The following is a 22992-nucleotide window of genomic DNA, read 5'->3' as shown; positions in this document are numbered from 1 at the left end:
TAACTAAAAATCTTCAAAGCACAAAAATACCCCCACGAAAATCCAAAGTTTAGATTTTCGTGGGGGTTATGGTGGAGGTGAAACGTGACCTTTGAAATTCACAATTTACTCTATCCTTCTTTAATATATAAGTTAGTATTCAGCAAGCTCAAAAAAAGTTTTCTCTCTGAATTACGTTTGCCCTATGATTTAATTTATATTTATAGTCAACACTAGTGAATCATCTTCCATTACTTCTTCACTTTCTATGTTCATATTAGTTTGCTTTAACTTCTCAACAACCTTATTATAAGTATAAGATTGAACATTCTTTTTATATTCTTCATCTATAGCATTTAATTGTTCATATATGCCCCTTATTTGAGAGTTTCCTCTAATTTTCACTTCATAGTTAGTACTATTTTCCTTATAAAAAATTAATGTAGTATTTTCAACATTACATTGTATCGTTCCATTTCCAGCAACCTGTGTGTTTATTCCATAATCTCGAAGCGTTTTTGCAAGCAGCTTTTCGTCAACAAAATTCGTCGGAAAACTCTCCTCTTGAAAATTCCCCTCATCCTTTTTGGCTAGATTTTCAATATTATACTCGAAAATTTTACTTTTAGCAACGCCTTCTACATCATTAATGAATTTCTTGATTATTTCTACTGAATCATTCTTGGAAAATGTTGCTGCCAAAATGCCATTGGCTTTTTCTAAAAAGAAGAAATCCCTTCCTCCATTAAAATTTGCTTTTAGAAGCTTTCCCTCTTTTATTACATCATAACCTGCTTTTTTTACTAGAACTATAAGTTCATTTTCATCCTTTATATTTGTTTGTATTTTTATTTGAGATGATTCTATCCAATCATTTAGATTCTTATCTCCAATCGCTGCTCTAAGTACTAACACTAATGGTATTAATGTAAGTGTTACTGACATAATTATTCCTCCAATAAATAATATATTATTCTTTTAAAAATCTATTGTTCTTCCACCTCTAGCTTTTTTTATTGCACTTTCGCTATTATTTTCATCATCAGATTTACTTTCACCTGTATCTTCTTCTAATTTTGATGATATGGAATTATCTTTCTTTAAATATTCACTTCTATCTTCTTTAGCCGTAGCCGCAACAGCTCTTACATTTGCCCATTCTCTAATACTTATAATTTGTTCAGCTTGAGTAACTGAAAGAGGTACCGTATTTTTAATTACTTTTTCTAAATCACTAACATGCAATCCTCTTTCTTCTGAAAATGCTTCGAATAAAGCTGCTACTACTGCTTGTTCTATTTCAGCACCAACAAAGCCTTCTGTTAAATCTGCTAACTCTGATAACAACTCATCAGTTATACTCACATCTTTACAAACTTCTTCATTGGTCAATCTTTTTTTAAGGTGTAATCTAAAAATATCCTTTCTTTCATTTTTAGTTGGTAAATCCACAAAAAATATTTCATCAAATCTTCCTTTTCTTAATAATTCAGATGGCAGACTGTTTATATTATTTGCAGTTGCTACTACAAATACTGGTTTAGTTTTTTCTTGCATCCAAGTAAGAAATGTTCCAAAGATTCTTGTAGACGTTCCACTATCTCCTGAAGAACTAGAAGCACCACTAAATCCCTTTTCTATTTCATCTATCCATAATATAGATGGAGCTACTGCTTCTGCTGTTTTTATAGCTTTTCTCATATTTTCTTCTGAGCTTCCAACTATTCCACTAAAAATTTTTCCCATATCCAATCTTAAAAGTGGGAGCTGCCACATTGCGCTTATAGCTTTTGCTGTTAAACTCTTACCACATCCAGGTACCCCTGTTATAAGTACTCCTTTTGGGGCAGGAATATTATATTTTTGTGCTGAATCAAGCCATGATTTATTTCTTTTTGAAACCCATCTTTTTAAATTTTCTAGACCTCCTACGTCATTCATATTCAGATCACTTTTTTCAAATTCAAGAATTCCTGTTTTCTTAATTACCTGGCACTTTTCTTCCAAAATAATTTCTAGATCACCAATATTCATTCTACCATCTTCAACCATAGCTCTTGCAAAAGCATTTTCCGCTTCTTGAAGAGTTAAGCCTAAAGCTGCTTTACATAATCTTTCCTTTTCAGACTCATCTAAGTCTATAATTATTCTTCCACCTTGTTTATTCATGTCAATCATTTCATTAAGTAAACTTTTTATTTCATCTATAGTTGGAAGATCAAAATCTAAAATAGTTACATCCTTTTGAAGCTCACTCGGTAACACAACAGTTGGAGATAAAAATACTACACTTTTAGGTCTAGGACTATTTTTTAGAACACTAACCAAATCTCTTGTTTTTCTTATAAGTGCATAATCTACATTTCTTCCAGAAACACCAAAAAACACATGGAAATCTTTAAGTATAAATATTGCTGGTTCTTCACATTTTTCAATGAACTCTAAAGCCTTTATTGGTTGCTTGGTTTCTTCCCTTCCTTTTGCTCCTTGGATGCACATTCCATCAGTTTGACTCCAGATATAAGTTATCCTTTGAGTCTTGATAAGATTTTCATCTTTCACCACAGAGTCAATAACAGATATTGCTCTTTCTTCTTCCCACGTTGATATATACACATAAGGAAATCTTGCTTTAAATAAATTTGCCAAATATTTTTTTGTTCTTTCTGTACTATTATTTTCTAAACTCATTGTATTCCTCATCTCCCCAAATTCTTAAGTTTCTTTTTATATCTTCAAAGTCTCCCATTCCATTAATAAATACACTTCCATTTTCATTCACCCTAACTTCTACTTTGTTTTTTATAGAACCTAAGTTATTCTTTAAATATCCATATTTAGGTGATAAAAACCTATAATTTTGATTTGATGACCCTACCCAAGGCCTTGATATATCAAATTTATTTTTTTCAAAAGGCCCATCTATAAGCAAATCAATTATTGATAATAAGTCGTTCCATTCTTTCTTATTTGTATTTAAAATATATTCATATGTATATCCAGTAAAGCTTAATATTGTTAACCCAGCAGCTTTTATTTTTCTCCCTAATTCATATAAAGCTTCTGCTTGAGCAAATGGTTCTCCACCTAAAAAAGTTACTCCTTCTATTTCATCACATTCTTTTATCATACTGAAAATTTCATCAACACTAAAAAGCTGACCACCATCAAAGGACCAGGTTTCCTTTGCAAAACATCCGTCACATTTTATAGGACATCCTTGCACCCATAAACAAAAACGAATTCCTGGCCCTTCAACTTTTGTATTTCTTAAAATTCTGTATACTCTGATTTTCATTAAAAATCTACCATTCTTCCTGCTCGACCTGTATTAATATTGGAGTTATTCGTACTTTCATTTTTTTTAGTTTGATTACAAATTAACATTGATCTTATTTTTTCCGTAAAGTGTGGTTTTATATTTAATACTTGAATAAATTCATCAACAGAATTGAATTCATTATTATTTCTAAAATTAATAGCTTTTTTAGCTTCTATTATTCCTACACCAGGTAATTGTAATAATTCATCTTCAGTACATGAGTTAGCATCTAATAATTTTTCTGTTCTGCTTGTTTCTAATCTCTCTTCATTTTTGCGTTCCGAAACATTATTTTTTACTGAATTATTTTCAGTACTATATATTCTAGTTTCTTTATTAATGCTTTCTTCTCTATCATATACTTGTTCATTTTGATTAAAATTCATCTGGCTATTAAATGTTTGTTGATTCTCATTAATGTGTTGATTGTTATATAAAATATTAGCATTACTTTGATTTCTATCTTCTATATTATTTGAGCTATAATTTCCTTTATCATAATTTACGCCATATTCCTTGGCAATTTTTTCTTTCAAGTTATTTGACACAATTTGCTCTGTTTTTTGTTTTTCCATAACTTCCAATCTCATAAGGTACTCTTTTCTTATAGAAAAAGAGTGAATTATACACGCTATATAAGTTCCAAAAAAAATAATAGTCATTGCATCACTTATAATGCTCTCTTTTCCTACCTCTGCTACCATTAACATAGATATCCACCCTATAGCTGTGTATATTAAACCAAGTCTATACCATTTTTGTACTCGCGTTTTTCTTCCTGCCAAAAACATGCCTACTCCATTTACTAACCATATGAAGCTCCATATAATCCATAGAGAATGTACTATTTCCCACCTTGTTCCTTTTTCCGTGATTTTCATATTATATTCCCCCATTAAGCTTTATTGTATCTTCTTCATTAACTTCAATTTTTTCTGATTCATAATATTCTGGAGTATATTCTGAATCAATTACTTCTGCGTCTAATATATCTTCAATAATCTTTATATAATCGGTACATTTTTTACCTTTAATCCCTTCTACATTAGCCTGAACAGTCCCATCTGGATATATTCTTAATTGTATTTTCTTTCCCAAAAAAACATCCCCTTATTAACTTCTATTTCTTACAAATTTTATAAATTTATAATATACTTTTAGCAAAAAACCCTCCTGCCAATTATCTTGATATGCTTATTTTTAATTTTATAAATAAAACTCTTTATTCCAAATAATTACTTAATAAACATATTAATATATATTATACCATGCTATGGCATAATATTTAAATACCACCATGAGTTTTGTATTTACATTTTAGACTAAATCCTTCTTTTATATAATTTTTATTTAATATCAGCTATTATATTTAGTTATTAGTTCCACCATTTAATACTGTATATAAAATTGCTAAAAAAATTTAGAAAAGTCCAAAGTAATATATATTTACAAAGCTGCCGCAAGCGGTACGCATATAGAAAAAATTTTTGAGTCATTAAAAACAGCTTAGAAATCTTTTTTTATTGAACTGTAAAATTGTTCAAGCAAGACTGCATTATTATATTTTTAAGATTTTTATTCCGTTTATTTTCATTATAATTATAATGAAATATATAAATTACTTAGGAAATAAGCATACTTAATACAAATAACTATCCGCAAGTCAGATGACTTATCATAATGATTATAGATGCCAGTAAAACTAAAAAAAGATGACTCCTGTTCAATACAGAAATCATCTTCTTAATGTTGCTTAGGCTTTTTTTAACTGTCCTTGTCAAAGGGTACATTTTAATATGGTGAGTCAACTTTAAAGTTTCAATATACCTAATTTTTGTAAAGTTCGCATTTATTTATAGTATAGTTCACTTTATCAATATTAAGTCATAAAACTTTTTCATCCTTTAAATTTATCATTTTAAGCAAGATGCTAGAATCCCCGCTCCAAGCAATCCTGCATCATCACCTATTTTAGCCAATTTAATATTTACATTAATATTGCTAAATACTCTTAGCTTAACTTCATTAATTAATTTTTCTAAGTAATTAGAATTATTTAAAATAACTGATCCGCCAAGTACTATAACTTCTGGATCTACAATAGTTATTATATTAGCAATTGCTTTAGATAAATTTATAGACCACTCATTTATAACCTCTCTGCAATTTACTTCTCCATCCTTAGCTCTGTCAAAAACATCTTTGGCAGTGAGTTCCTGTCCTAACTTCTTACTAGCAATTCTAGAAATACTTACTCCACTGCACTGCCCTTCTAATCCTCCAACGTTTAAGCCTGCGTGACTATACTCATCTTCATTTATTATCATGTTGCATACTTCTCCAGCTATGTTATTAAATCCATTAATTATCTCATTTTTATAAACAAATCCGCCACCTACTCCTGTTGATAGAGTAATATAATATACACTTTCAGCATTTTTAGCTACTCCTATCTTAGCTTCACAATATCCAGCCACATTTGCATCATTATTTACAGTTGTAGGTAATTTAAAACGCTCTTCAAAGTATTTTTTTATCTCAAATCCTTCCCATCCTTTTAAATTAGGTGGATTAATTATTACTCCATTTCTTATATCTAAAGGACCTGGACATGCCACACCAATAGCCTGAATATTATATATATTCCACTTTTCCCTAATTATTTTTATTAAATTATCTACATTATACTTAGCACATTTTTCAACAATATTATCTATTTTAAATTTATCGATTAAATTATATTCATTATCTAAAATAGCGGCTCTTAAGTTAGTCCCACCTATATCAATTCCTAAATAATAATTCATCTTGACCTCCTAAAATATTAACAAAACTATTTGATTAAATAAAAAGCTTCTACGATATTTTTTAAATTGTGTTCTTACTTAAAAATTTTATTTCTTATTTGTTCTAAACTTTTTATAAGTTTATTTTATTAAAAGCCGAGAATTTATCTCGACTTTTTTACTATTTTTTCTTTAAATTATTGATTTCTTTCTGCATATATAACATCTCTTTAGCTAAAGATAAAATTATTTCTGCTGCCATTAATTGATCTTCAGCATGCATAAGTATTAGTGAAAGCTCTTGCTTATTTCCTTTTGCTTCTTCTTGTATAAGTTGTGAATGTGACTTATGCCCTTCTCTCATAAACACAGATGCATCTTCAAGTAATTTTTCTGCCTCTTCTTCGTTTCCGCCTCTTCCTTTAATTAAAGCCTGGATTCCCATACTCTTTGCCGTTCCAACATTACTAATAATATTGAAAGCTATTAACTCCATTCCTTCCATCTTAAACCACCTTATTTCATTAAATCTATAGCGAAAGTTAAAACTTTATCGGCATTCATTCTGCCATAATCCACCATACTAATAACTTCTACTGGTATCTTATTTTCTACTGTGTCTTTTGTACTATCTTTCATAAATCCAATTTGAGGTCCTAGTAGAATTACATCTGCACTTTGCCAACATTGAGATAAATCTGTCGAAGGTATAGCTTCTATTGTTACTTCTATACCCTTTTCTCCTGCTACTCTAATCATCTTTTGTACAAGCATTGATGTTGACATTCCTGCATTACATACTAATAATATTTTTTTCATAACAAAACATCTCCCTTTTATCTTTATATTATTTCTATTTATTCTTCAACCTGTTTTTTCTCTGAAACCTTTAAAAAAGGAACATATAGTAAGACTGTAAGTGCAATCATAATTATTTGAAATACTGAAGCTCTCCAATCTCCACCTGTTGCTAGAAATCCTGATAAAATTGGTGGAGTCGTCCAAGGTGTTTGAATTACTACTGGTGACATCCATCCTGCCTCAGTCACTAAGTATGCAGCAGTTAAGCAAATTGGTGAAGCTAATACAAATGGAATCATTAGTGTTAAATCAAATACTATTGGTAAACCAAATATAACTGGCTCATTAATATTAAATATACCTGGTGCTGTGGAAAGTTTAGCAATATCTCTATAATCCTTTCTCTTTGAGAATAAGTATATAGCAATTAATAACGCAATAGTATTACCTGATCCACCCATTACTCCAAATGTATCCTTAAATGACATGCTAATTATGTGAGGGATAGGTTGACCTTGAGCGAAAGCAGTCATATTTTCATTCATAGCTGTGTATAATACTGGATCCATAATTGGCGCAATTACCCCTCCTGGATGTATCCCTATTGCAAATAATAAATTAGACAACAGCATTAATATTATAAATCCTGGTAAACTAGTAACTAGAGCTACCAATGGTCGTTGTATTGTTTTTAAGATCAGTGAATTTATATCTGTCCCAAAAAGTTGCTTTATTGCAAATGACACTACAGCAAAAATTAGAATAGTAATCATTATAGGTATTAAACTATTAAAAGACTTTGTAACGGCTGGAGGTACTGCTTCTCCACCTATATTAATCTTAAGTTTTTCATTTTTAGATAGCCACATAAATAATTCAGTTGATAATAGTGACATTATAATACCTACGAACATTCCACCTGAATTAGTGGAACTGTAAGAAATAACTCCTGCAACTTTAACTGCCTCTTTAACTCCTACAGGTGTAGTTGAAATCACAAATGGTAATAAAATAACAAATATTGAAATAGCTAGAAGAGCTGGTGCTATTGGATTTTCAAATTTCCTATTTATTGCCAGATGATATGCACATGTACCCGCTAGCAATACTGCTAAGAAATTCAAAGTACCATTATTAATAGATGTTCCAACATCTTGCCAAGTAGTTAATGTTGCTGGATTAATTACTTTAGACATAAATCCTGTCGGTTCAATAACTACATAATTAATGAAAATCATTAAGCCTGCAATAATAATGAATGGAATTAGTGATGCAAATGCATCTCTAAGTGATCTTAAGTGTATTTCTCCACCTAACTTTTGCGATACTTTCCCTAGTTTTTCAAAAAATTTGTTCATCAATGTTCCCCCTTTTTTTATTCTTCAAAACCATTATTTGTAGCTAACAGTTTATAAAACTCTCCACTTTTCTTTACTGTTCTCTTTTGAGTTTTTAAATCTAAACTAACTAAACCATACCTATTTTTATATGCATTCATCCATGACCAACAATCAATAAATGTCCATAGATGATATCCTTTTATATTACATCCCTCTTCAATTGCTTTATGAACATATTTTAAATGACCCTTAATAAAATTAATTCTGTATTCATCATTAATTTGTCCATTTTCAATAAAACGTTCTTCATCTGTAACACCCATACCATTTTCAGATATAAAAGCTTCTATATTTCCATAATTTTCTTTAACATCATTGCAAAGATCTAGTATTCCCTTCTCGTATATTTCCCATCCTCTATAATTATTGAACTTTCTTCCTGGCATTATATATGGATCAAAAAACCATTCTGGCATAAATGGAGAATTAGGATTAACAGCATTTTCTCTAGCCTTTGCTCTTCTTGGCTCATAATAATTTATTCCTAAAATTTGAGCTGTATTTTCTTTAATTATTTTTAGCTCATCATCTGTATATATAGGAATTTGGTTATATTTTTTAAGAGTATCTACTAACTTCTTAGGAAATTCGCCTTTTACACAAGGATCTAAGAAGCTCCTATTATAAAATAAGTCACAATATTCTGCTGCCTCGACATCATACTTATTTGAACTTCTTGGATAAGTAGGACTAAGATTTAATATTACTCCAATTTTAGATTTTAGATTGTGTTTTTTAAATCTTTCAATAGCTTTTGCATGTGCAAGAATTGTATTAAAAGCTACTTGTGCGCCTCTCTTAAAATCTATTATGTTTGGATAGTGAAAATCTTGTAAGTACCCTCCAAGTACTGGTCCTAAAGGTTCATTAAATGTAAACCAATGCTCTGCTCTGTCTCCAAATAATTCAAAACACTTATCTGCATAGTTCACATATGCCTCAACGACCTCTTTACTTTCCCATCCTCCCTTTTCCTGCATTACTAACGGCATATCAAAGTGATATAAGTTAATAAAAGGCTTTACATCATTAGCTATAAATGAATTAATTACATTATTATAAAATTCAACTGCTTTTTCATTAACTTCTCCATCTCCATTTGGAAATAATCGAGCCCACGAAATAGACATTCTAAATGAATTATGTCCAAGTTCCTTCATTAATTTGATATCATCTTCATACCTATAGAAGAAATCTGAAGTAATATTTGGTCCAACTTCATCATAAAATCTGTTTTTTTCTAATTGAAACCAATGATCCCAAATAGTTTTGCCTTTATCAGTATTACCTTTGCCTTCTGATTGCTCTGCTGATGAGGCACTCCCCCACCAAAATCCTTCTGGAAATTCATAAAATTTTTTCATAAGTAACTCCCATCTTATATATATTATGTTTCTCGTCTCGAGCAGAAAACATTTTCAATTATGATTATATATGTCCTTTTGAAAATAATCAATACCTTTTTATAAAAGATATATACCTTTTATAAAAAGATATATAAATACCAGTATATTTTTATTTATATCTGATATATAATATATGTGTGGAAACAATTGAGAAAGGAAGATTATATATGCCGCCTAAATACAAAGTAGTATATGAAGATATAAAGAATAAGATAAATAACTATATTTATAAAACCAATGAGAAAATTCCAGATGGAGATTCTTTAGCTGAATACTATAATTGCAGTAAACTTACAATAGCTAAAGCATTAGATTTATTAGTTCAAGAAGGTATGTTAATAAGACGACAGGGCTCTGGTACTTATGTTAAGGAGAATCTATCTAGCAGAACTACTATAGAATTAGATCATATTTCAGGTTATTCTAAAAAATTTAGTAAAGAGCATCTGAAATCAACGGTGATAGATTTTTCTATTATCACACCACCTAAGGAAATTGCGGAAAAACTTAACATCACGGATGAATATATATATAAAATCTTACGATTACGTTCTATAGATAATGACCCACAAATACTAGAAGAAACTTATATGCCTATTTATGTTATACCCGGACTAAAAGAAAAACATTTAGAAGGCTCTATTTATGATTACATAACTAATGAACTTGGATTTAAAATTCAAAGTGCCCACATTTCTATAAAAGGTGATGAGGCTAACTCTAACGATAAACTTTATTTAAATTTGACAGAGTCTGACTTTATTATAGAGCTTGAGAAAATATGTTATTTAGAAAATGGTAAGATTTTCGAATATTCGAAAACGCATCATAGATATGACGTCTTTAAATTCAATACTGTTTTAGTAAATAATATATAGCTTGTATTATGATCTAATTAAAATTCATGATTTGTGGACTACCAGTGACAATAAAAACCCACGACCAACTGTAAGCAGCTATTTAAGCCACATACAATTGGTCGTGGGTTTCATGGTGTAGATGAAGAGTGATCCTTAAAATCCACAAAAAAAAAATTATTTATTAACGCGAACTCAATTCATGTTTACATATAATAATTTAATCGATATTATTCTCATTAATTTTATACAGAAGGGCTCTCCGTGAAATCTGAAGGAGCTTTGCAGCCTGTGTGCGGTTTCCACCTGTTCGTTCTATAGCTTCGGATATATGACGCTTTTCAACTTCTAGCAATACTTCTCGCAAAGGTTTGAAAGAATCATCTCCAAGAATAATAGTACCATCCGCTTCTACATCTTCTACTTTTATGCTAAGTGGAAGATTCTCCGGCAAAATAACACGGGTGTTGCTCATAATAATAGCGTGTTCTACTGCATTTTCTAATTCCCTGATATTTCCTGGCCAAGAATAGTTACGAAAAATATCCAAAACCTCTGGAGCGAAAAACATACCATTCCGTCCTACTTCTACAGAAAAACGTTTTAAAAAGTAATCAGCTAGTAAAACAATATCTTCTCCCCTTTCGCAAAGTGGAGGTAAACAGATTGAAACAACATTAAGTCGATAATATAGATCCTTCCGAAAAGACTTTTCAGATATCTCTTTATTCAGATCACGGTTTGTTGCTGCAATAATACGTACATTTGTATGAAATGTTTTTGTACCACCAACACGTTCAAACTCTTTTTCTTGCAACACCCTGAGAAGTTTTACCTGAAGATTTGGACTCATCTCCGCAATCTCATCTAAAAAAAGTGTCCCACCTTCAGCCAGTTCAAATTTCCCTGGTTTTTGAAAAAATGCACTTGTAAATGCTCCCTTCTCATGTCCAAATATCTCACTCTCTAATAAACCTTCTGGAATCGAACCACAATTCACTTGAATGAATGGCTTTTCTCTCCTGTCACTCGCATAGTGAATAGCCTTAGCAACCATTCCTTTACCTGTCCCACTTTCTCCTGTTAGCAATACCGTAGCTTTTGAATTCGCTACTCGTCCAATTATTTTATATACTTCTTGGATTTTAGAGCTTTCCCCAACAATTTTACCTGGGGTCATTGCTGTCATTCCCATTTCTTGCACTTCCTGCGTAAGGTATACAACTTCTTTAGTCAATTGTTGCATGCGAATAGCTCTACTTACAATAATTTTAACTTCATCAAGGTTAAAAGGCTTTAATATATAGTCATAAGCACCGTGTTTCATAGCATTAACTGCAGTTTCCGAACTTCCAAATGCAGTCATAAGAATAATTGGCAAGTTAGGCTTAATTTTATGAATTTCATAAAATGCCTGCAACCCATCCACCTCTGGCATACGGATATCAAGGATAGCGACATCATAGTGATTTTCCTGCGCCATACAAAGTGCCTCTTTTCCATTTTTAACAGTATCTACTTCATATCCAACCTTATTTAATGCTGTTTGAAGTACCATTCTCAAGCTTAGCTCATCATCAGCTACTAAAACACGAACACTTTCTGTCATATTGTAATCAGCCTTTCTTTTTATAAACATATCATTAATCTACTTTAGTTATACAACATTTTACAGTATATATCAATATTCAACCAAATTCCATATTTAGATCTAATATTTGAAATATGGAATTTAGTTGAATATAATAATAAATATTAAAGTGAAATTTATAATAATAAAACAATAAACTTTTCACAAAAAACTTTTCATTTTTAAAAGAAATGTATCTATAATTTAAATTTACTTATAGCTTCATGCAAGTCTTCAGATAGTTTTAGTAAATTCTGGCTTGATCCAGCAATTTCATACATTGATGCAGATTGTTCTTCCGTTGTTGCAGTTACTGTCTGTGTTTTCTCTGCAGTGTCACCACCAATTTTTTCTATCTTATGAATTGAAGTAACAATCTTATTACTGTTTGATGATATTTGTTCTACCGTCTCAGATACACTTCTTACTTGGGCTGCTACACACTCAACTGCCTGTGATATTTGACTAAATGCCTTACCTGTTGAATTTACAGCATCAGTTCCATTTTTTACTTCTTGAGTTCCTTCTTCCATTACAATTATAACATCGTCAGTTTCTCTTTGAATATCTCCAATAAGTTTTGCTATCCGCATTGATGCTACACTAGACTCCTCAGAAAGTTTTCGTACTTCTTCTGCCACTACGGCAAATCCTTTTCCTGCTTCTCCTGCGCATGCTGCTTCTATTGCTGCATTTAGTGCCAAAAGATTTGTTTGTTTAGCTATAGTAGATATTGTATCTACTATCTGTCCTATTTCCTTTGAGCTTTCACCTAATATTTCAACTACATTTGCTGAACTGTTAACAGCTTTTTCAATCTTAGCCATCTGGACAATTACTTCGCTAACAGCTTTACTTCCTAATTGTGCAGCATTTGCAGTTTCTCCTACTGTTTCTATCATGCTGTCTGTGTTCTCTGCCATATTCTTTATTTTTTTATCCATCTCTTTAATTTCAGAGGAAGTTTCATTTACAACTTCCATTTGTTTATTAGCTCCTTCTGATATATTCATAATAGTTGTTGCTATATGATTTGATGCATCCGAAGTTTGCTCAGAACTTTCAGTTAACAGCTTTGAGGCAGTTGCTACATTATCAGATGATATTGAAACTTGTTCAATTAATCCTCTCAAATTTATTATCATATTTTCAAAAGTTTTAGCGAGTCTGCCAAATTCATTTTTTGAATTAACTCTCACCTTTGCAACACTAAGATCACCATCTGAGATACATAATGCCATATCTTCTATAGCCTTTAATGGTTTTAGAATTTTATTTAACATAAATAGAAATAAAATTATTACTATTACTAAAGTGATTATTAAAGTTAAAGCTGATTTATAAATTTGTTGTGTAAGTGGTCCAGTAAATTCACTTTTAGACACTATCAGACTAACTGTCCAATTAATTCCCGAAACAGGCTTATATGATATATATTGCTTATTAAAGCCATAATATTCAACATTAGTTTCACCTTTGAACATATTTTCATATATTTCTTTTAGTTTTGGTTCAATTTTCTCATCTTTTAATGGATTATATTTAAGAATTAAATCTTTATTAGGATTTGCAATTACTGTTCCATCTGTTAAATTAAGTGAAGCATAACCATTTTGTTTTACTTTTATAGAAGATATGTATTGTACTAATTCATCAAGTTTTACATTACCACCCCAGATAGCTTTAATAGTACCATTAACCTTTATCGGAACAGCAACAACTACAGCCATTTTTCCATCTGCCTTACCAAGTAAAGGATCTGATATCACTGTTTTTCCTGTAGCTAGTAATTCTTTATAATAAGGTCTTTCGCTTATGCTCCCTGTTGTACCTGTAGCCGAATACCAATCTCCATTAGCATCTGAAAGCCAAAATGCACTATATAGAGGAAGACGACTTGTTTCAGAAGACATATAATCTATTATATCCTGCCTACTCCCATTCACAAAAACTGGGCAACTTGCAATACTTTCCATCTCCGACTTTCTAATATCAAGCCACAATCCAATTTCTTTAGCTGTTGATTGAGTGGTAGAAGTCATGCTTGTCTTCACTTCTGTTTCAACCATCTGTTTTGTTTCTATATAACTTGTAACCTCCAGTACGGTCATAGATAAACAAATAATAATTATACTAGCAACCGTGAGTAAAGTCTTAATACTTTTCATAAAATCATCCCATCTTTTTATAATTAATATAACGTAATAAATTACTTTTCTTAATGCATAAATACTTCAGACATTTTTTGTATTTCAAATGATACTTTTAAAATTTTATATTACAGTTGAAATCCCTATACCAAAAAGCGACATTAAAGAGTGAGATTATTTTTTGTGAACTCAATGATGAAATTCTATTTATTTTGAGCTACTTTACCATCAATGCAATATTAATAGCATTAGCTTGTCATACTATTAATATTAACGTGCTCTGTTATGCAACATAATTTTATCTATTTTTAAGATTACAAGTCTTAAATTGTATTTAATATATTTTTCTATATTTAAATTTACACTATACTTCCTTAATTCCACTTTCATAAGGCAAGTATATTGTAAATGTACTTCCAATACCAACTATACTTTCAGCTCGAATGTATCCTTGGTGAATTTCTATGATTTTGTTACTAACAGCAAGTCCTAGTCCCGTACCTGTATCCTTTGTAGTAAAAAAAGGATCAAAAATCCTAGGTAAACTTTCCTGATCAATCCCTTTTCCATTGTCTTCTATGATAATCTCAATCCCTTTAATCACCCTTTGTGTTGTAACTGTAATTTTTCCGTTTTCTTGAGGCATAGATTGTGTCGCATTTAGTAATAGGTTAACTAAAACTTGTTTAATAAGCTGAGCATCAACTGAAATAGCTTCAATTGATTGATCAAAATGTGTTTCTAAAACAACAATCTCCTTTTTTATACTCGGTAAAAGTAAAAAAAGAGAATTTTCCACAAGTTCGTTGATATTAATTGATGTCACATAGTGTTTTGAAGGTTTAGCAAAATACAAGAGATCTTCAATAACGCCGTTAAGACGATCAACCTCTTTCAATACAACGTTTCCAAAAATCCGTGTCGAATTATCCTTTGGCAATTCATCCACCAAAATTTGCACACTCCCTGAAATAGCTGATAGAGGATTACGTATTTCATGAGCTACACCGGCAGCAAGTTCTCCAACTGCGGCAAGACGATCTAATCTCCTTACATAATCCTCAAAAGCCTTATGCTCTGATAAATCTTTGAAAACTAAAACTACACCCAATACATTATTATTATTACATAGCATAGATGTGCTGACACTAATGGGAATAATTGTACCGTCCGAACGAGTAAATTCTACTTCATATCCAATAATTTTTTTACCGAAACGTAAAGTTTCTAGCACTATGTCAAGAACTTTAGCATTCCCGGAGAATAGATCTTTATAGTTAATTCCAATCACATCTTTATTTAATCCCATAATAGACCAAGCAGCAGCGTTTATCTCTGTTATCTTTTCATCATTATCAATTGTAATAATTCCATCTACCATACTCTCCATAATAATTTCTGTATGTGAACGTGTATTCATTAGACTTTGAGCCATTCCATTAATGGCAGAAGCAATCTTTCCAAATTCACCATTAATTTCTGGCAATCGTTGACTTAAATCATTGCCCAAACTAGATAGTCCTTGAATAATACCATTAACGGAATTAGAAACTCTATTTGCTAAAGTCATACTTATACTTAACCCAACAACTAAAGCAATAGCTAACCCTTCGTACATCACAATTTCCATCTCATTTATTTGACGCTCTATACTTTCAGTCATTTCATTAGCCCATACGTATCCGATTACATTATTATTTCGAATGATCGGAACCATGGCATTTAGAATATTCCCTCTAACCATCTTACCACTTGCAGTCAAAGGTATCCCCTTTTCCATTACTTCCCGGCCCAAATGTTCTTGACTTATTGATTGTCCAACCGTGGTGTCATATTCAGAACCTGGTCCATATGTAATAATACAATCGAGATCTTTAGAATAATACCCAGCTCCTACTCCGGGATTTCCCGAAACAATTTTTTCCGTAACTCCTGATAGTCTTTGATTAAGTAGTCGTACCTTTTCGTCATGCGAAGCACTCTTAGCTTCTATAGATAATAAGGATTCAAAATCACCTTCCATACTAGCATCCAAAGTTCTTGCTATTCCATAGAGCTTGCTTTCCTTCTCTGAATTCATAGCTTTTTCCGCACTATAAATTAGTATATAGCCACTTCCAATAAGCGGTACTACCACCGCAAGTGCAAGAATAATTATAAGCTTATAACGCATACTAAGAAGCCTCATCAGGATACCCCCATAAATATTAATATTTTACATATATCTCATTTATAATTATGATATGTCTATATTTTCGTGTCAAGCAAGGGCAAATCCTTGCGGCATAATAATTAGATTACCCCACTAAGTAAGCATTTGTGTTGAAATCTACTTAGCGGGGTATTCATGAACAAGGTATATTCTTGGAATTGCAATTAAGAACTTATTAAATCAACTATTTAAACATATTTTCATCCATAAGCTTTAATTCAGGAGATATTATTGGCTTAAAATCCATATTATCTAGAATATCCTTTTCTAAATTTATTCCTGGAGCTATTTCTTCTAAAAGTAACCCCTCTTTAGTTAACTTAAATACGGCTCTTTCTGTAACATAAAGGACAGTTTGTCCAATGCTTGATGCATATTCACCACTAAAAGTAATTTGCTCGACAGCATCAACAAATTTCTTAGCCTTACCTTCATTTTCTATTATTAATTTACCTTCTCCAATTTTTACTTTTAAACCACCAGCTGTAAATGTGCCACAATATATTAACTTCTTAGCATTTTGAGTTATATTAATAAACCCACCACAACCTGCAATCTTAGGTCCAAACTTACTAACATTTATATTACCCGATTTGTCACATTGTGCTAATCCCAAGAAAGCTACATCAAGACCGCCTCCATCATAAAAATCAAATTGACTGGATTGGTCCAGTATGCAAACCGGATTTGTTGAAGCTCCAAAACTTAGTCCACCTGCTGGTACGCCACCTACTCCACCTGGCTCTACAGTTAAAGTCATTTGATCTGCAATACCTTCTTCATTAGCAACTATAGCTATTCCTTCTGGTATGCCAATACCTAAATTAGTAACAGCATTTGGTACTAGTTCCTTAGCACATCTTCTTGCTATTACCTTCCTTTCATTAAGTGGTAATGGTTCTATTGAATCCACTGGTACCTTAGTATCTCCACAATATGCTGGATTAAAGTTTTCACTAAAAGTTTGCATTTGGTTTTCTGTTGATGCAACAACTATAGCATCAACATATATTCCTGGGATTTTAACTTTTCTTGGATCAAGTGAACCTTTAGTTACAACCTTTTCAACTTGTAGTATTACTATTCCCCCTGAATTTTTAGCAGCTTGAGCCATTGCTGTTGCATCAAGTGTTAAAGCCTCTTTTTCCATTGTTGCATTTCCGTCTTCATCTGCATAAGTAGCCCTTAAAAGTACAACATCTATCGGAAACGCTTTATATAGCAAATATTCCTTCTCTTCAATATTAACTACTTTTACAATATCCTCTTTTGTAATTTCATTAAGTTTACCACCTTCAATTCTAGGATCTATAAATGTTTTCAATCCAACATGAGTAATTGTTCCCGGCTTTCCAGCTGCAATGTCTCTATACAAATGTGATATAACTCCTTGAGGTAAATTATATGCTTCTACTTTATTTTCTAAAGCTAGTTTTTGAAGCTTTGGTGTCAATGCCCAATGTCCCCCTATTATTCTGTGAACTAACCCCTCATAACCAAGATGATTTAATCCTCTATCTTTACCATCACCTTGACCAGCTGCAAAAACTAATGTTAAATTGTTAGGAACATGCCTTTTTAAATATTGTTTTTCTATTTCTAATGTAATTTGTTCTGGATGGGCACATCCAACAAATCCACCTACTGCAACAGTAGCTCCATTTTTTATTAAATCAACTGATTGTTCTATAGAGATTACCTTTGACTTCATAATTAATCCCTCCCACTTTATCTTACTTTATTTATTCAACAGCCTTAATTTCTTCAGGTTACTTTTTAGCATCTCTATCTAAGAAATATAAAAGTACTTCCGCACGCTCTTTTTCTTTACTTTCTATAAATTCTGGTGACCAATTATAGAATCCTTGCTTACTCTTCTTTCCACAATTCCCTGATTCAACCATACCTTGCAATAACTTAGATAGCTCAGTATAACTGCACAAATCTTTAAATAAGTATGAAGAAATATTATTGAATATATCTAAACCTCCTAAATCTGCACTACATAATGGTCCAGTAACAGGAAGCCTTCTTCCATGACCATACTCAATGGCTTTATCTACTTCCTCAGGCTTTGCCCAGCCTTTTTCTACTATATATAAAGCTTCTCTAAGCAATGCTAATTGTAGGCGATTTCCTATAAACCCCAAACATTCCTTTTCCATACGAACAGATTTTTTTCCTATAAAATCAACCCATTTCATAACTTTTACTATTGTATCCTCTGATGTTTTTTCTCCTGGAACTACTTCAACTAAAGGAATTAATTGTGGTGGATTCCAAAAATGCGCAACTGCTATTCTCTCTGGATTTTTTGTATATTTAGCTATATCTGTTGGACTTAATCCTGACGTATTAGTTGCTAAAATTACACTTGGTGGACAAAGCTCATCTAATTGCTTAAATATTTCTTGTTTAAGCTCTAAATCTTCTGCCAACGATTCTATTATAAGGTCAACATTTTTAGTAGCTTCTTCAATACTTTTAACTCCTTTTATTTTATTTAGGATTTCTTTATACCCACTATCTTCTAATTTTCCTTCAGCTTTCAAAAGATTTAAACTAGCCTTTATACTATTAAAGCCTCGTTCTAAACTTGCATCTGACCTACCATACATAACTACATTTAACCCAGCCTTGGCAGAAAATAATGCTATACCATGTCCCATAGTTCCGGTACCTAATACTGCTATATTCTTTATATCCATTTTTATCATCCTTTCTCTCCATATATTTAATTTTCCATATAATAATGTTAATATAATCAAACTTTAACCTTGCAGATTTCAGACTATAGTCTGATACTATTAACTGATAAAAATACGTATAAAATCCGCAAGTATCAAATAAGTTGCAAGGGCTAGATTTAAACGTACTTTTTGCTTTTTTCAATTGTTAAAATAAAGCTAATCCAACACCAAATATTAAAGCACCTACAATTAAGGTTGTTACACAAAATCCCATAATATCACGAACTTTAAGACCTGCTATAGCTAAAGCTGGTAGTGCCCAGAATGGTTGCGCCATATTCATCCAAGCTTCACCATATGCGATTGCCATAGCTGCTTTCCCCATATCTGCACCAAGTGCTTGCGCAGCTGGCATTATAAATGGCCCTTGTACAACCCAATGTCCACCACCAGATGGAACAAAGAAGTTAATTATTCCTGAACTTAAAAACGCAAAAATTGGGAATGTATGAGTATTTGATATACTAACAAAGCCACTTGTAATCATTCCACCTAATCCTGACAAATCCATCATGCCTTGTATACCAGCATAGAAAGGAAATTGTACCATTATACCAGCTGTTCCTTTTGCTCCATCAACTATAGCCTGCATATAAGATACAGGACTACCATGAAGAATGATACCTGCAAAAAACATAATCATATTTACAGCGTTTACATCCATAGAACCACCATTCATGAAGTAATGAACCATATAGCAAACCCCAAGAATACCAATTAGCCATGCAATAATTCTGCTGTTTTCAACGCGTACTGCAAATGTTTTTTCAGTTATAGTATCAGTACTAGTCTCATTTGATGCCTCTGCTGCTAATAATGCTGGGTCAATCTCCACAACATCCTCATCTTTAGGCATCATCATTCTTGTCATTAAAGGTAATATTATTATTAAAGCAACAGTTATAAAGATATTAAACGGAGCAAAAATAGTATCACCTAGCGGAATTAATCCGATTGTCGCTTCCATTGGATTCCCTTTAGTCGCTGCCAGAAGTGGAATTGAACCAGATAAGCCTCCATGCCAAGTCATAAAACCAATATAGGCACACGCGATCAATAAACGATAATCTGTATGTCGCACCTTTTTGGCAACTTCTTTTGCAAGTAAAGCACCAACGATTAGACCAAATCCCCAATTAATAATATTAGCAACCGCTGCAACAAATGTAACAAGCATAATAGCTTGAGCTGGTGTTTTAGGCACTCCTGCAATCTTTTGCAGAATACGTTTAACAGGTGGTGAACTAGCCAATGCATTACCAGTGACTAAAATTAACGCCATTTGCATACCAAATGCTAGAAGATTCCAAAAGCTCTTACCCCAAAATCCTATCATATCAATTGGAGTATGGCCAGTAAATATAATACCTGAAATAAACATAATCAATGTTAAAATCATTGCAAAAACAAGTGGGTCTGGAAGAAATTTTTGAACAATAGCTGTAAAAAATTTAGATAATCCTTTTATCATTTTTTTGCCTCCCTATGTTTAATATTTAACAAACAAGCTTGCTTTGTTACTACACCTTATTTAATAAGCAAAGCATATGCCAAATTCATATTTCTAAGAATTAAAAATAACTTTTAAACAATTAATGTCGTTAAAAAACAAATTTTGCCTTATTAAGACACTTTGATGATTTTATGTTAAGAAAATTTTTTCAAAAATTAAAACATAAAAAAGCGAAAAAGTTCACACTTATATTTATTTCCAAAAATAAGTGTGAACTTTTTATACAATATCTGTGCAAAACTATGCGCACTTTCTATTTAATGTTTATTCTTCAAAAATACTTTATTACCACTGGTTAAGAATAAATTCTTGATCACTAGCTCATTTATTTTAATCTTTAGCATCTTTACGAATTAAACATTTTTCTACCTTTCTCATAAATCTACTTCTTATCAAATAAAAATAGGCAAAGTAAATTACGATATATATGTACATTGAAATCTGATATCTATATTTATCAGCATAAAGTGAAATTAAAACACCTGTATAAAGAATAATAGCTGAATATAAATTTAATTTTCCTAAATTACTTAAATACTCATCAACATCTGTAATTTCATATATCCTTTTTGTTTTCGATAATTTTTTATTAATTATAGCTTCTGGTTTTTTCAGTATGTAAAATACTCCATTAAGAGCATATATTAAAAATATTATTGAACATATAGCTAAAGTAAAAATATAAAAATTCATGACTATCTCCTTCCATATATATATTGTAATTAATTTTCTACATTCTATGTTTAATTGAGCATTTGACTTACTAGAGTTCAAGTGCAAATTTATTATTTCAGCGTATATACAGATAAACAACTTAGGAATTTTATTTATTAGATGAACATATTTACAAGGTTTCTAAAACTTTAAGTTCGTGTCTTCACTAGAAATCATAAATATATTTGTGAAGAAAACATTTGAAAATGAGCTGTTAAAGGTTCTTAGCTTTAGGTTGTTCCATTTTAGCTTGTGAAGTGAGAGTCCAAAATTTTATTTTGGTTTCTCGAACTTCCTCAGCGAATGTAATGAGTCGAGCTTCCCTATGAAAGTTGGAGCATGCTAAAGTGGATACAACCTGCTGCTTAGAACCTTCAGCGATATTTTCATAGCTTTTCGGAATCAAAATATTTATGATTTCGGTAAGTTATCACATAAATGCAGTTTTAAATTTAGGTATCTATATATTATAAAATTGCTAAATAAAAAATATCGCAAATTCATATGAATACCGCGATATTTCAATATCTATATTATTTATTATTGTTGCTTAAAATTATGCAAATCTTTCAATAAATTCATTTAATCTTTTTAAATTAGCATTTATACTTTCGATAGTAGCACTTATTTCTTCAATGGCTGCTGCTTGTTCTTCGCTTTCTGATGCTGATTCATTTACAGCTCCAATTATAGTATTTATTGACTGATTCATATTAATAACAATATCATTTATTGTTCTAGTTGATTCTTTACTTTGGCTTGCAAGCTTTCTTATTTCAGTTGATACAACATTAAATCCTTTGCCATGCTCACCAGCTCTTGCAGATTCAATAGCTGCATTTAATCCTAGTAAATTTGTTTGATCAGCGATACTTTTAATAATTTCTATAGCGTCTGATGTTTTCTTTGAAGTTTCCATAACATCTTGAGCCTGCTTTAGAGTCTTTTGTCCAGTTAGAGCAAAATTTGAGGCCGAATTAGCTAATTCACTAACACTTGTAGAAACTTGATCTAATGATTCTGATATTTCTGAAACACTATTTACCAATCTAGTAGTATCATCTAAATCAATTCCATCACTAATTGTTCCAATAATCTTCCCTTTTGAATTTCTAATAGGTATTGATATAACTTTTATTTCTTTGCCAGATACATTTGTATCACCTTTTTCAAGTCTTCCACTTCTTAAAGAATCTTTTATAACATCTAATGGTTCAGAACCAGCTCTAAGTTGCAACTGAAATCCTTTAGGATCTTCATATTCGATATATTTTTCAGTATCTGTTAATCCAAACGCTGTATCATCTCTTGATAAATCGTTAAGATATGGCAAAACAATAGAAAATGCCCTTAAAATTTCCTCGTCCGTTAAATTCTCAGTTAAATGCTCTTTATATCCCATGATAATCCCCCTCAAATATTTATATTCATCTATATTATATCTTTATAGAATTAATAATTCTACATAAGTA

19 protein-coding genes and 1 pseudogene are annotated in these 22992 nt (G+C 31.2%); 2 read left to right on the top strand and 18 right to left on the bottom strand.

The window, feature by feature from the left end:
- Positions 1-189: 189 nt before the first annotated feature.
- From L3B96_RS07185 to L3B96_RS07165, 5 genes are read right to left on the bottom strand one after another with little or no spacing between them, the layout of a single operon-like run.
- On the bottom strand, positions 190-924 hold the full coding sequence (locus L3B96_RS07185; RefSeq protein ID WP_238859740.1) for a hypothetical protein: 735 nt from the start codon (positions 922-924) through the stop codon (positions 190-192).
- Between the two features lie 33 nt (positions 925-957).
- On the bottom strand, positions 958-2670 hold the full coding sequence (locus L3B96_RS07180; RefSeq protein ID WP_012059971.1) for an AAA family ATPase: 1713 nt from the start codon (positions 2668-2670) through the stop codon (positions 958-960).
- On the bottom strand, positions 2654-3277 hold the full coding sequence (nrdG, locus tag L3B96_RS07175; RefSeq protein WP_077855332.1) for an anaerobic ribonucleoside-triphosphate reductase activating protein: 624 nt from the start codon (positions 3275-3277) through the stop codon (positions 2654-2656). The genes L3B96_RS07180 and nrdG overlap by 17 nt, the downstream gene beginning before the upstream one ends.
- The gene (locus tag L3B96_RS07170; protein ID WP_012059973.1) at positions 3277-4182 is read right to left on the bottom strand and encodes a helix-hairpin-helix domain-containing protein; all 906 of its coding nucleotides are present in this window, start codon (positions 4180-4182) and stop codon (positions 3277-3279) included. The genes nrdG and L3B96_RS07170 overlap by 1 nt, the downstream gene beginning before the upstream one ends.
- A gap of 1 nt (position 4183) precedes the next feature.
- Entirely contained in the window at positions 4184-4399 is a 216-nt protein-coding gene (locus L3B96_RS07165) for a DUF2997 domain-containing protein (protein ID WP_012059974.1), read from the bottom strand.
- 569 nt (positions 4400-4968) lie between these two features.
- Between L3B96_RS07165 and L3B96_RS27415 the strand changes: the two are divergent.
- Positions 4969-5058 (top strand): annotated as a pseudogene (locus tag L3B96_RS27415) (IS3 family transposase); the annotation flags it as partial.
- Positions 5059-5214: 156 nt separating this feature from the next.
- Here the strand turns inward: L3B96_RS27415 and L3B96_RS07160 are convergent.
- The 5 genes from L3B96_RS07160 to L3B96_RS07140 form a co-directional block, all read right to left on the bottom strand.
- Positions 5215-6108: an ROK family protein gene (locus tag L3B96_RS07160; RefSeq protein WP_238859738.1), complete on the bottom strand. Its 894-nt coding sequence runs from the start codon at positions 6106-6108 to the stop codon at positions 5215-5217.
- 160 nt (positions 6109-6268) lie between these two features.
- The gene (locus tag L3B96_RS07155) at positions 6269-6592 is read right to left on the bottom strand and encodes a PTS lactose/cellobiose transporter subunit IIA (RefSeq protein WP_238859737.1); all 324 of its coding nucleotides are present in this window, start codon (positions 6590-6592) and stop codon (positions 6269-6271) included.
- An 11-nt stretch (positions 6593-6603) separates the two neighbouring features.
- On the bottom strand, positions 6604-6906 hold the full coding sequence (locus tag L3B96_RS07150; RefSeq protein ID WP_238859735.1) for a PTS sugar transporter subunit IIB: 303 nt from the start codon (positions 6904-6906) through the stop codon (positions 6604-6606).
- Between the two features lie 38 nt (positions 6907-6944).
- On the bottom strand, positions 6945-8246 hold the full coding sequence (locus tag L3B96_RS07145) for a PTS transporter subunit EIIC (protein ID WP_238859733.1): 1302 nt from the start codon (positions 8244-8246) through the stop codon (positions 6945-6947).
- Positions 8247-8263: 17 nt separating this feature from the next.
- Complete coding sequence (locus L3B96_RS07140; protein ID WP_238859731.1) at positions 8264-9652, bottom strand: glycoside hydrolase family 1 protein; 1389 nt, start codon at positions 9650-9652, stop codon at positions 8264-8266.
- Positions 9653-9831: 179 nt separating this feature from the next.
- Between L3B96_RS07140 and L3B96_RS07135 the strand changes: the two genes are divergently transcribed.
- Complete coding sequence (locus L3B96_RS07135) at positions 9832-10572, top strand: GntR family transcriptional regulator (RefSeq protein WP_238859722.1); 741 nt, start codon at positions 9832-9834, stop codon at positions 10570-10572.
- Positions 10573-10771: 199 nt separating this feature from the next.
- Here the strand turns inward: L3B96_RS07135 and L3B96_RS07130 are convergent, their stop codons facing one another.
- The 8 genes from L3B96_RS07130 to L3B96_RS07095 form a co-directional block, all read right to left on the bottom strand.
- Positions 10772-12190, bottom strand: coding sequence for a sigma-54 dependent transcriptional regulator (locus L3B96_RS07130; RefSeq protein ID WP_012059981.1), 1419 nt, complete (start codon positions 12188-12190; stop codon positions 10772-10774).
- 188 nt (positions 12191-12378) lie between these two features.
- Positions 12379-14349 carry a methyl-accepting chemotaxis protein gene (locus tag L3B96_RS07125; protein WP_238859720.1) on the bottom strand — a complete coding sequence of 657 codons (1971 nt, stop codon included), beginning with the start codon at positions 14347-14349 and terminating at the stop codon, positions 12379-12381.
- Positions 14350-14695: 346 nt separating this feature from the next.
- Entirely contained in the window at positions 14696-16519 is a 1824-nt protein-coding gene (gene atoS, locus L3B96_RS07120) for a two-component system sensor histidine kinase AtoS (RefSeq protein ID WP_238859718.1), read from the bottom strand.
- A 208-nt stretch (positions 16520-16727) separates the two neighbouring features.
- Positions 16728-18254: an acyl CoA:acetate/3-ketoacid CoA transferase gene (locus tag L3B96_RS07115; protein ID WP_023975635.1), complete on the bottom strand. Its 1527-nt coding sequence runs from the start codon at positions 18252-18254 to the stop codon at positions 16728-16730.
- A gap of 58 nt (positions 18255-18312) precedes the next feature.
- Positions 18313-19251 carry a 3-hydroxyacyl-CoA dehydrogenase family protein gene (locus L3B96_RS07110; protein WP_238860105.1) on the bottom strand — a complete coding sequence of 313 codons (939 nt, stop codon included), beginning with the start codon at positions 19249-19251 and terminating at the stop codon, positions 18313-18315.
- A gap of 187 nt (positions 19252-19438) precedes the next feature.
- On the bottom strand, positions 19439-20764 hold the full coding sequence (locus L3B96_RS07105) for a TIGR00366 family protein (RefSeq protein WP_238859703.1): 1326 nt from the start codon (positions 20762-20764) through the stop codon (positions 19439-19441).
- A 372-nt stretch (positions 20765-21136) separates the two neighbouring features.
- On the bottom strand, positions 21137-21499 hold the full coding sequence (locus tag L3B96_RS07100) for a hypothetical protein (protein ID WP_238859702.1): 363 nt from the start codon (positions 21497-21499) through the stop codon (positions 21137-21139).
- Positions 21500-22076: 577 nt separating this feature from the next.
- Entirely contained in the window at positions 22077-22922 is an 846-nt protein-coding gene (locus L3B96_RS07095) for a methyl-accepting chemotaxis protein (protein WP_012059987.1), read from the bottom strand.
- Between the last annotated feature and the right edge of the window lie 70 nt (positions 22923-22992).

It is taken from the genome of Clostridium sp. YIM B02569 (assembly GCF_022320765.1).
GTDB classification, from domain to species: domain Bacteria; phylum Bacillota; class Clostridia; order Clostridiales; family Clostridiaceae; genus Clostridium; species Clostridium beijerinckii.
This window is presented reverse-complemented; position numbering and strand designations above follow the sequence as displayed.

Coding starts and splice junctions, on each gene's coding strand:
- L3B96_RS07185 (WP_238859740.1), bottom strand. CDS start 924: ATGTCAGTAACACTTACATTAATACCATTAGTGTTAGTACTTAGAGCA.
- L3B96_RS07180 (WP_012059971.1), bottom strand. CDS start 2,670: ATGAGTTTAGAAAATAATAGTACAGAAAGAACAAAAAAATATTTGGCA.
- nrdG (WP_077855332.1), bottom strand. CDS start 3,277: ATGAAAATCAGAGTATACAGAATTTTAAGAAATACAAAAGTTGAAGGG.
- L3B96_RS07170 (WP_012059973.1), bottom strand. CDS start 4,182: ATGAAAATCACGGAAAAAGGAACAAGGTGGGAAATAGTACATTCTCTA.
- L3B96_RS07160 (WP_238859738.1), bottom strand. CDS start 6,108: ATGAATTATTATTTAGGAATTGATATAGGTGGGACTAACTTAAGAGCC.
- L3B96_RS07155 (WP_238859737.1), bottom strand. CDS start 6,592: ATGGAAGGAATGGAGTTAATAGCTTTCAATATTATTAGTAATGTTGGA.
- L3B96_RS07150 (WP_238859735.1), bottom strand. CDS start 6,906: ATGAAAAAAATATTATTAGTATGTAATGCAGGAATGTCAACATCAATG.
- L3B96_RS07145 (WP_238859733.1), bottom strand. CDS start 8,246: ATGAACAAATTTTTTGAAAAACTAGGGAAAGTATCGCAAAAGTTAGGT.
- L3B96_RS07140 (WP_238859731.1), bottom strand. CDS start 9,652: ATGAAAAAATTTTATGAATTTCCAGAAGGATTTTGGTGGGGGAGTGCC.
- L3B96_RS07130 (WP_012059981.1), bottom strand. CDS start 12,190: ATGTTTATAAAAAGAAAGGCTGATTACAATATGACAGAAAGTGTTCGT.
- L3B96_RS07125 (WP_238859720.1), bottom strand. CDS start 14,349: ATGAAAAGTATTAAGACTTTACTCACGGTTGCTAGTATAATTATTATT.
- atoS (WP_238859718.1), bottom strand. CDS start 16,519: ATGAGGCTTCTTAGTATGCGTTATAAGCTTATAATTATTCTTGCACTT.
- L3B96_RS07115 (WP_023975635.1), bottom strand. CDS start 18,254: ATGAAGTCAAAGGTAATCTCTATAGAACAATCAGTTGATTTAATAAAA.
- L3B96_RS07110 (WP_238860105.1), bottom strand. CDS start 19,251: ATGGATATAAAGAATATAGCAGTATTAGGTACCGGAACTATGGGACAT.
- L3B96_RS07105 (WP_238859703.1), bottom strand. CDS start 20,764: ATGATAAAAGGATTATCTAAATTTTTTACAGCTATTGTTCAAAAATTT.
- L3B96_RS07100 (WP_238859702.1), bottom strand. CDS start 21,499: ATGAATTTTTATATTTTTACTTTAGCTATATGTTCAATAATATTTTTA.
- L3B96_RS07095 (WP_012059987.1), bottom strand. CDS start 22,922: ATGGGATATAAAGAGCATTTAACTGAGAATTTAACGGACGAGGAAATT.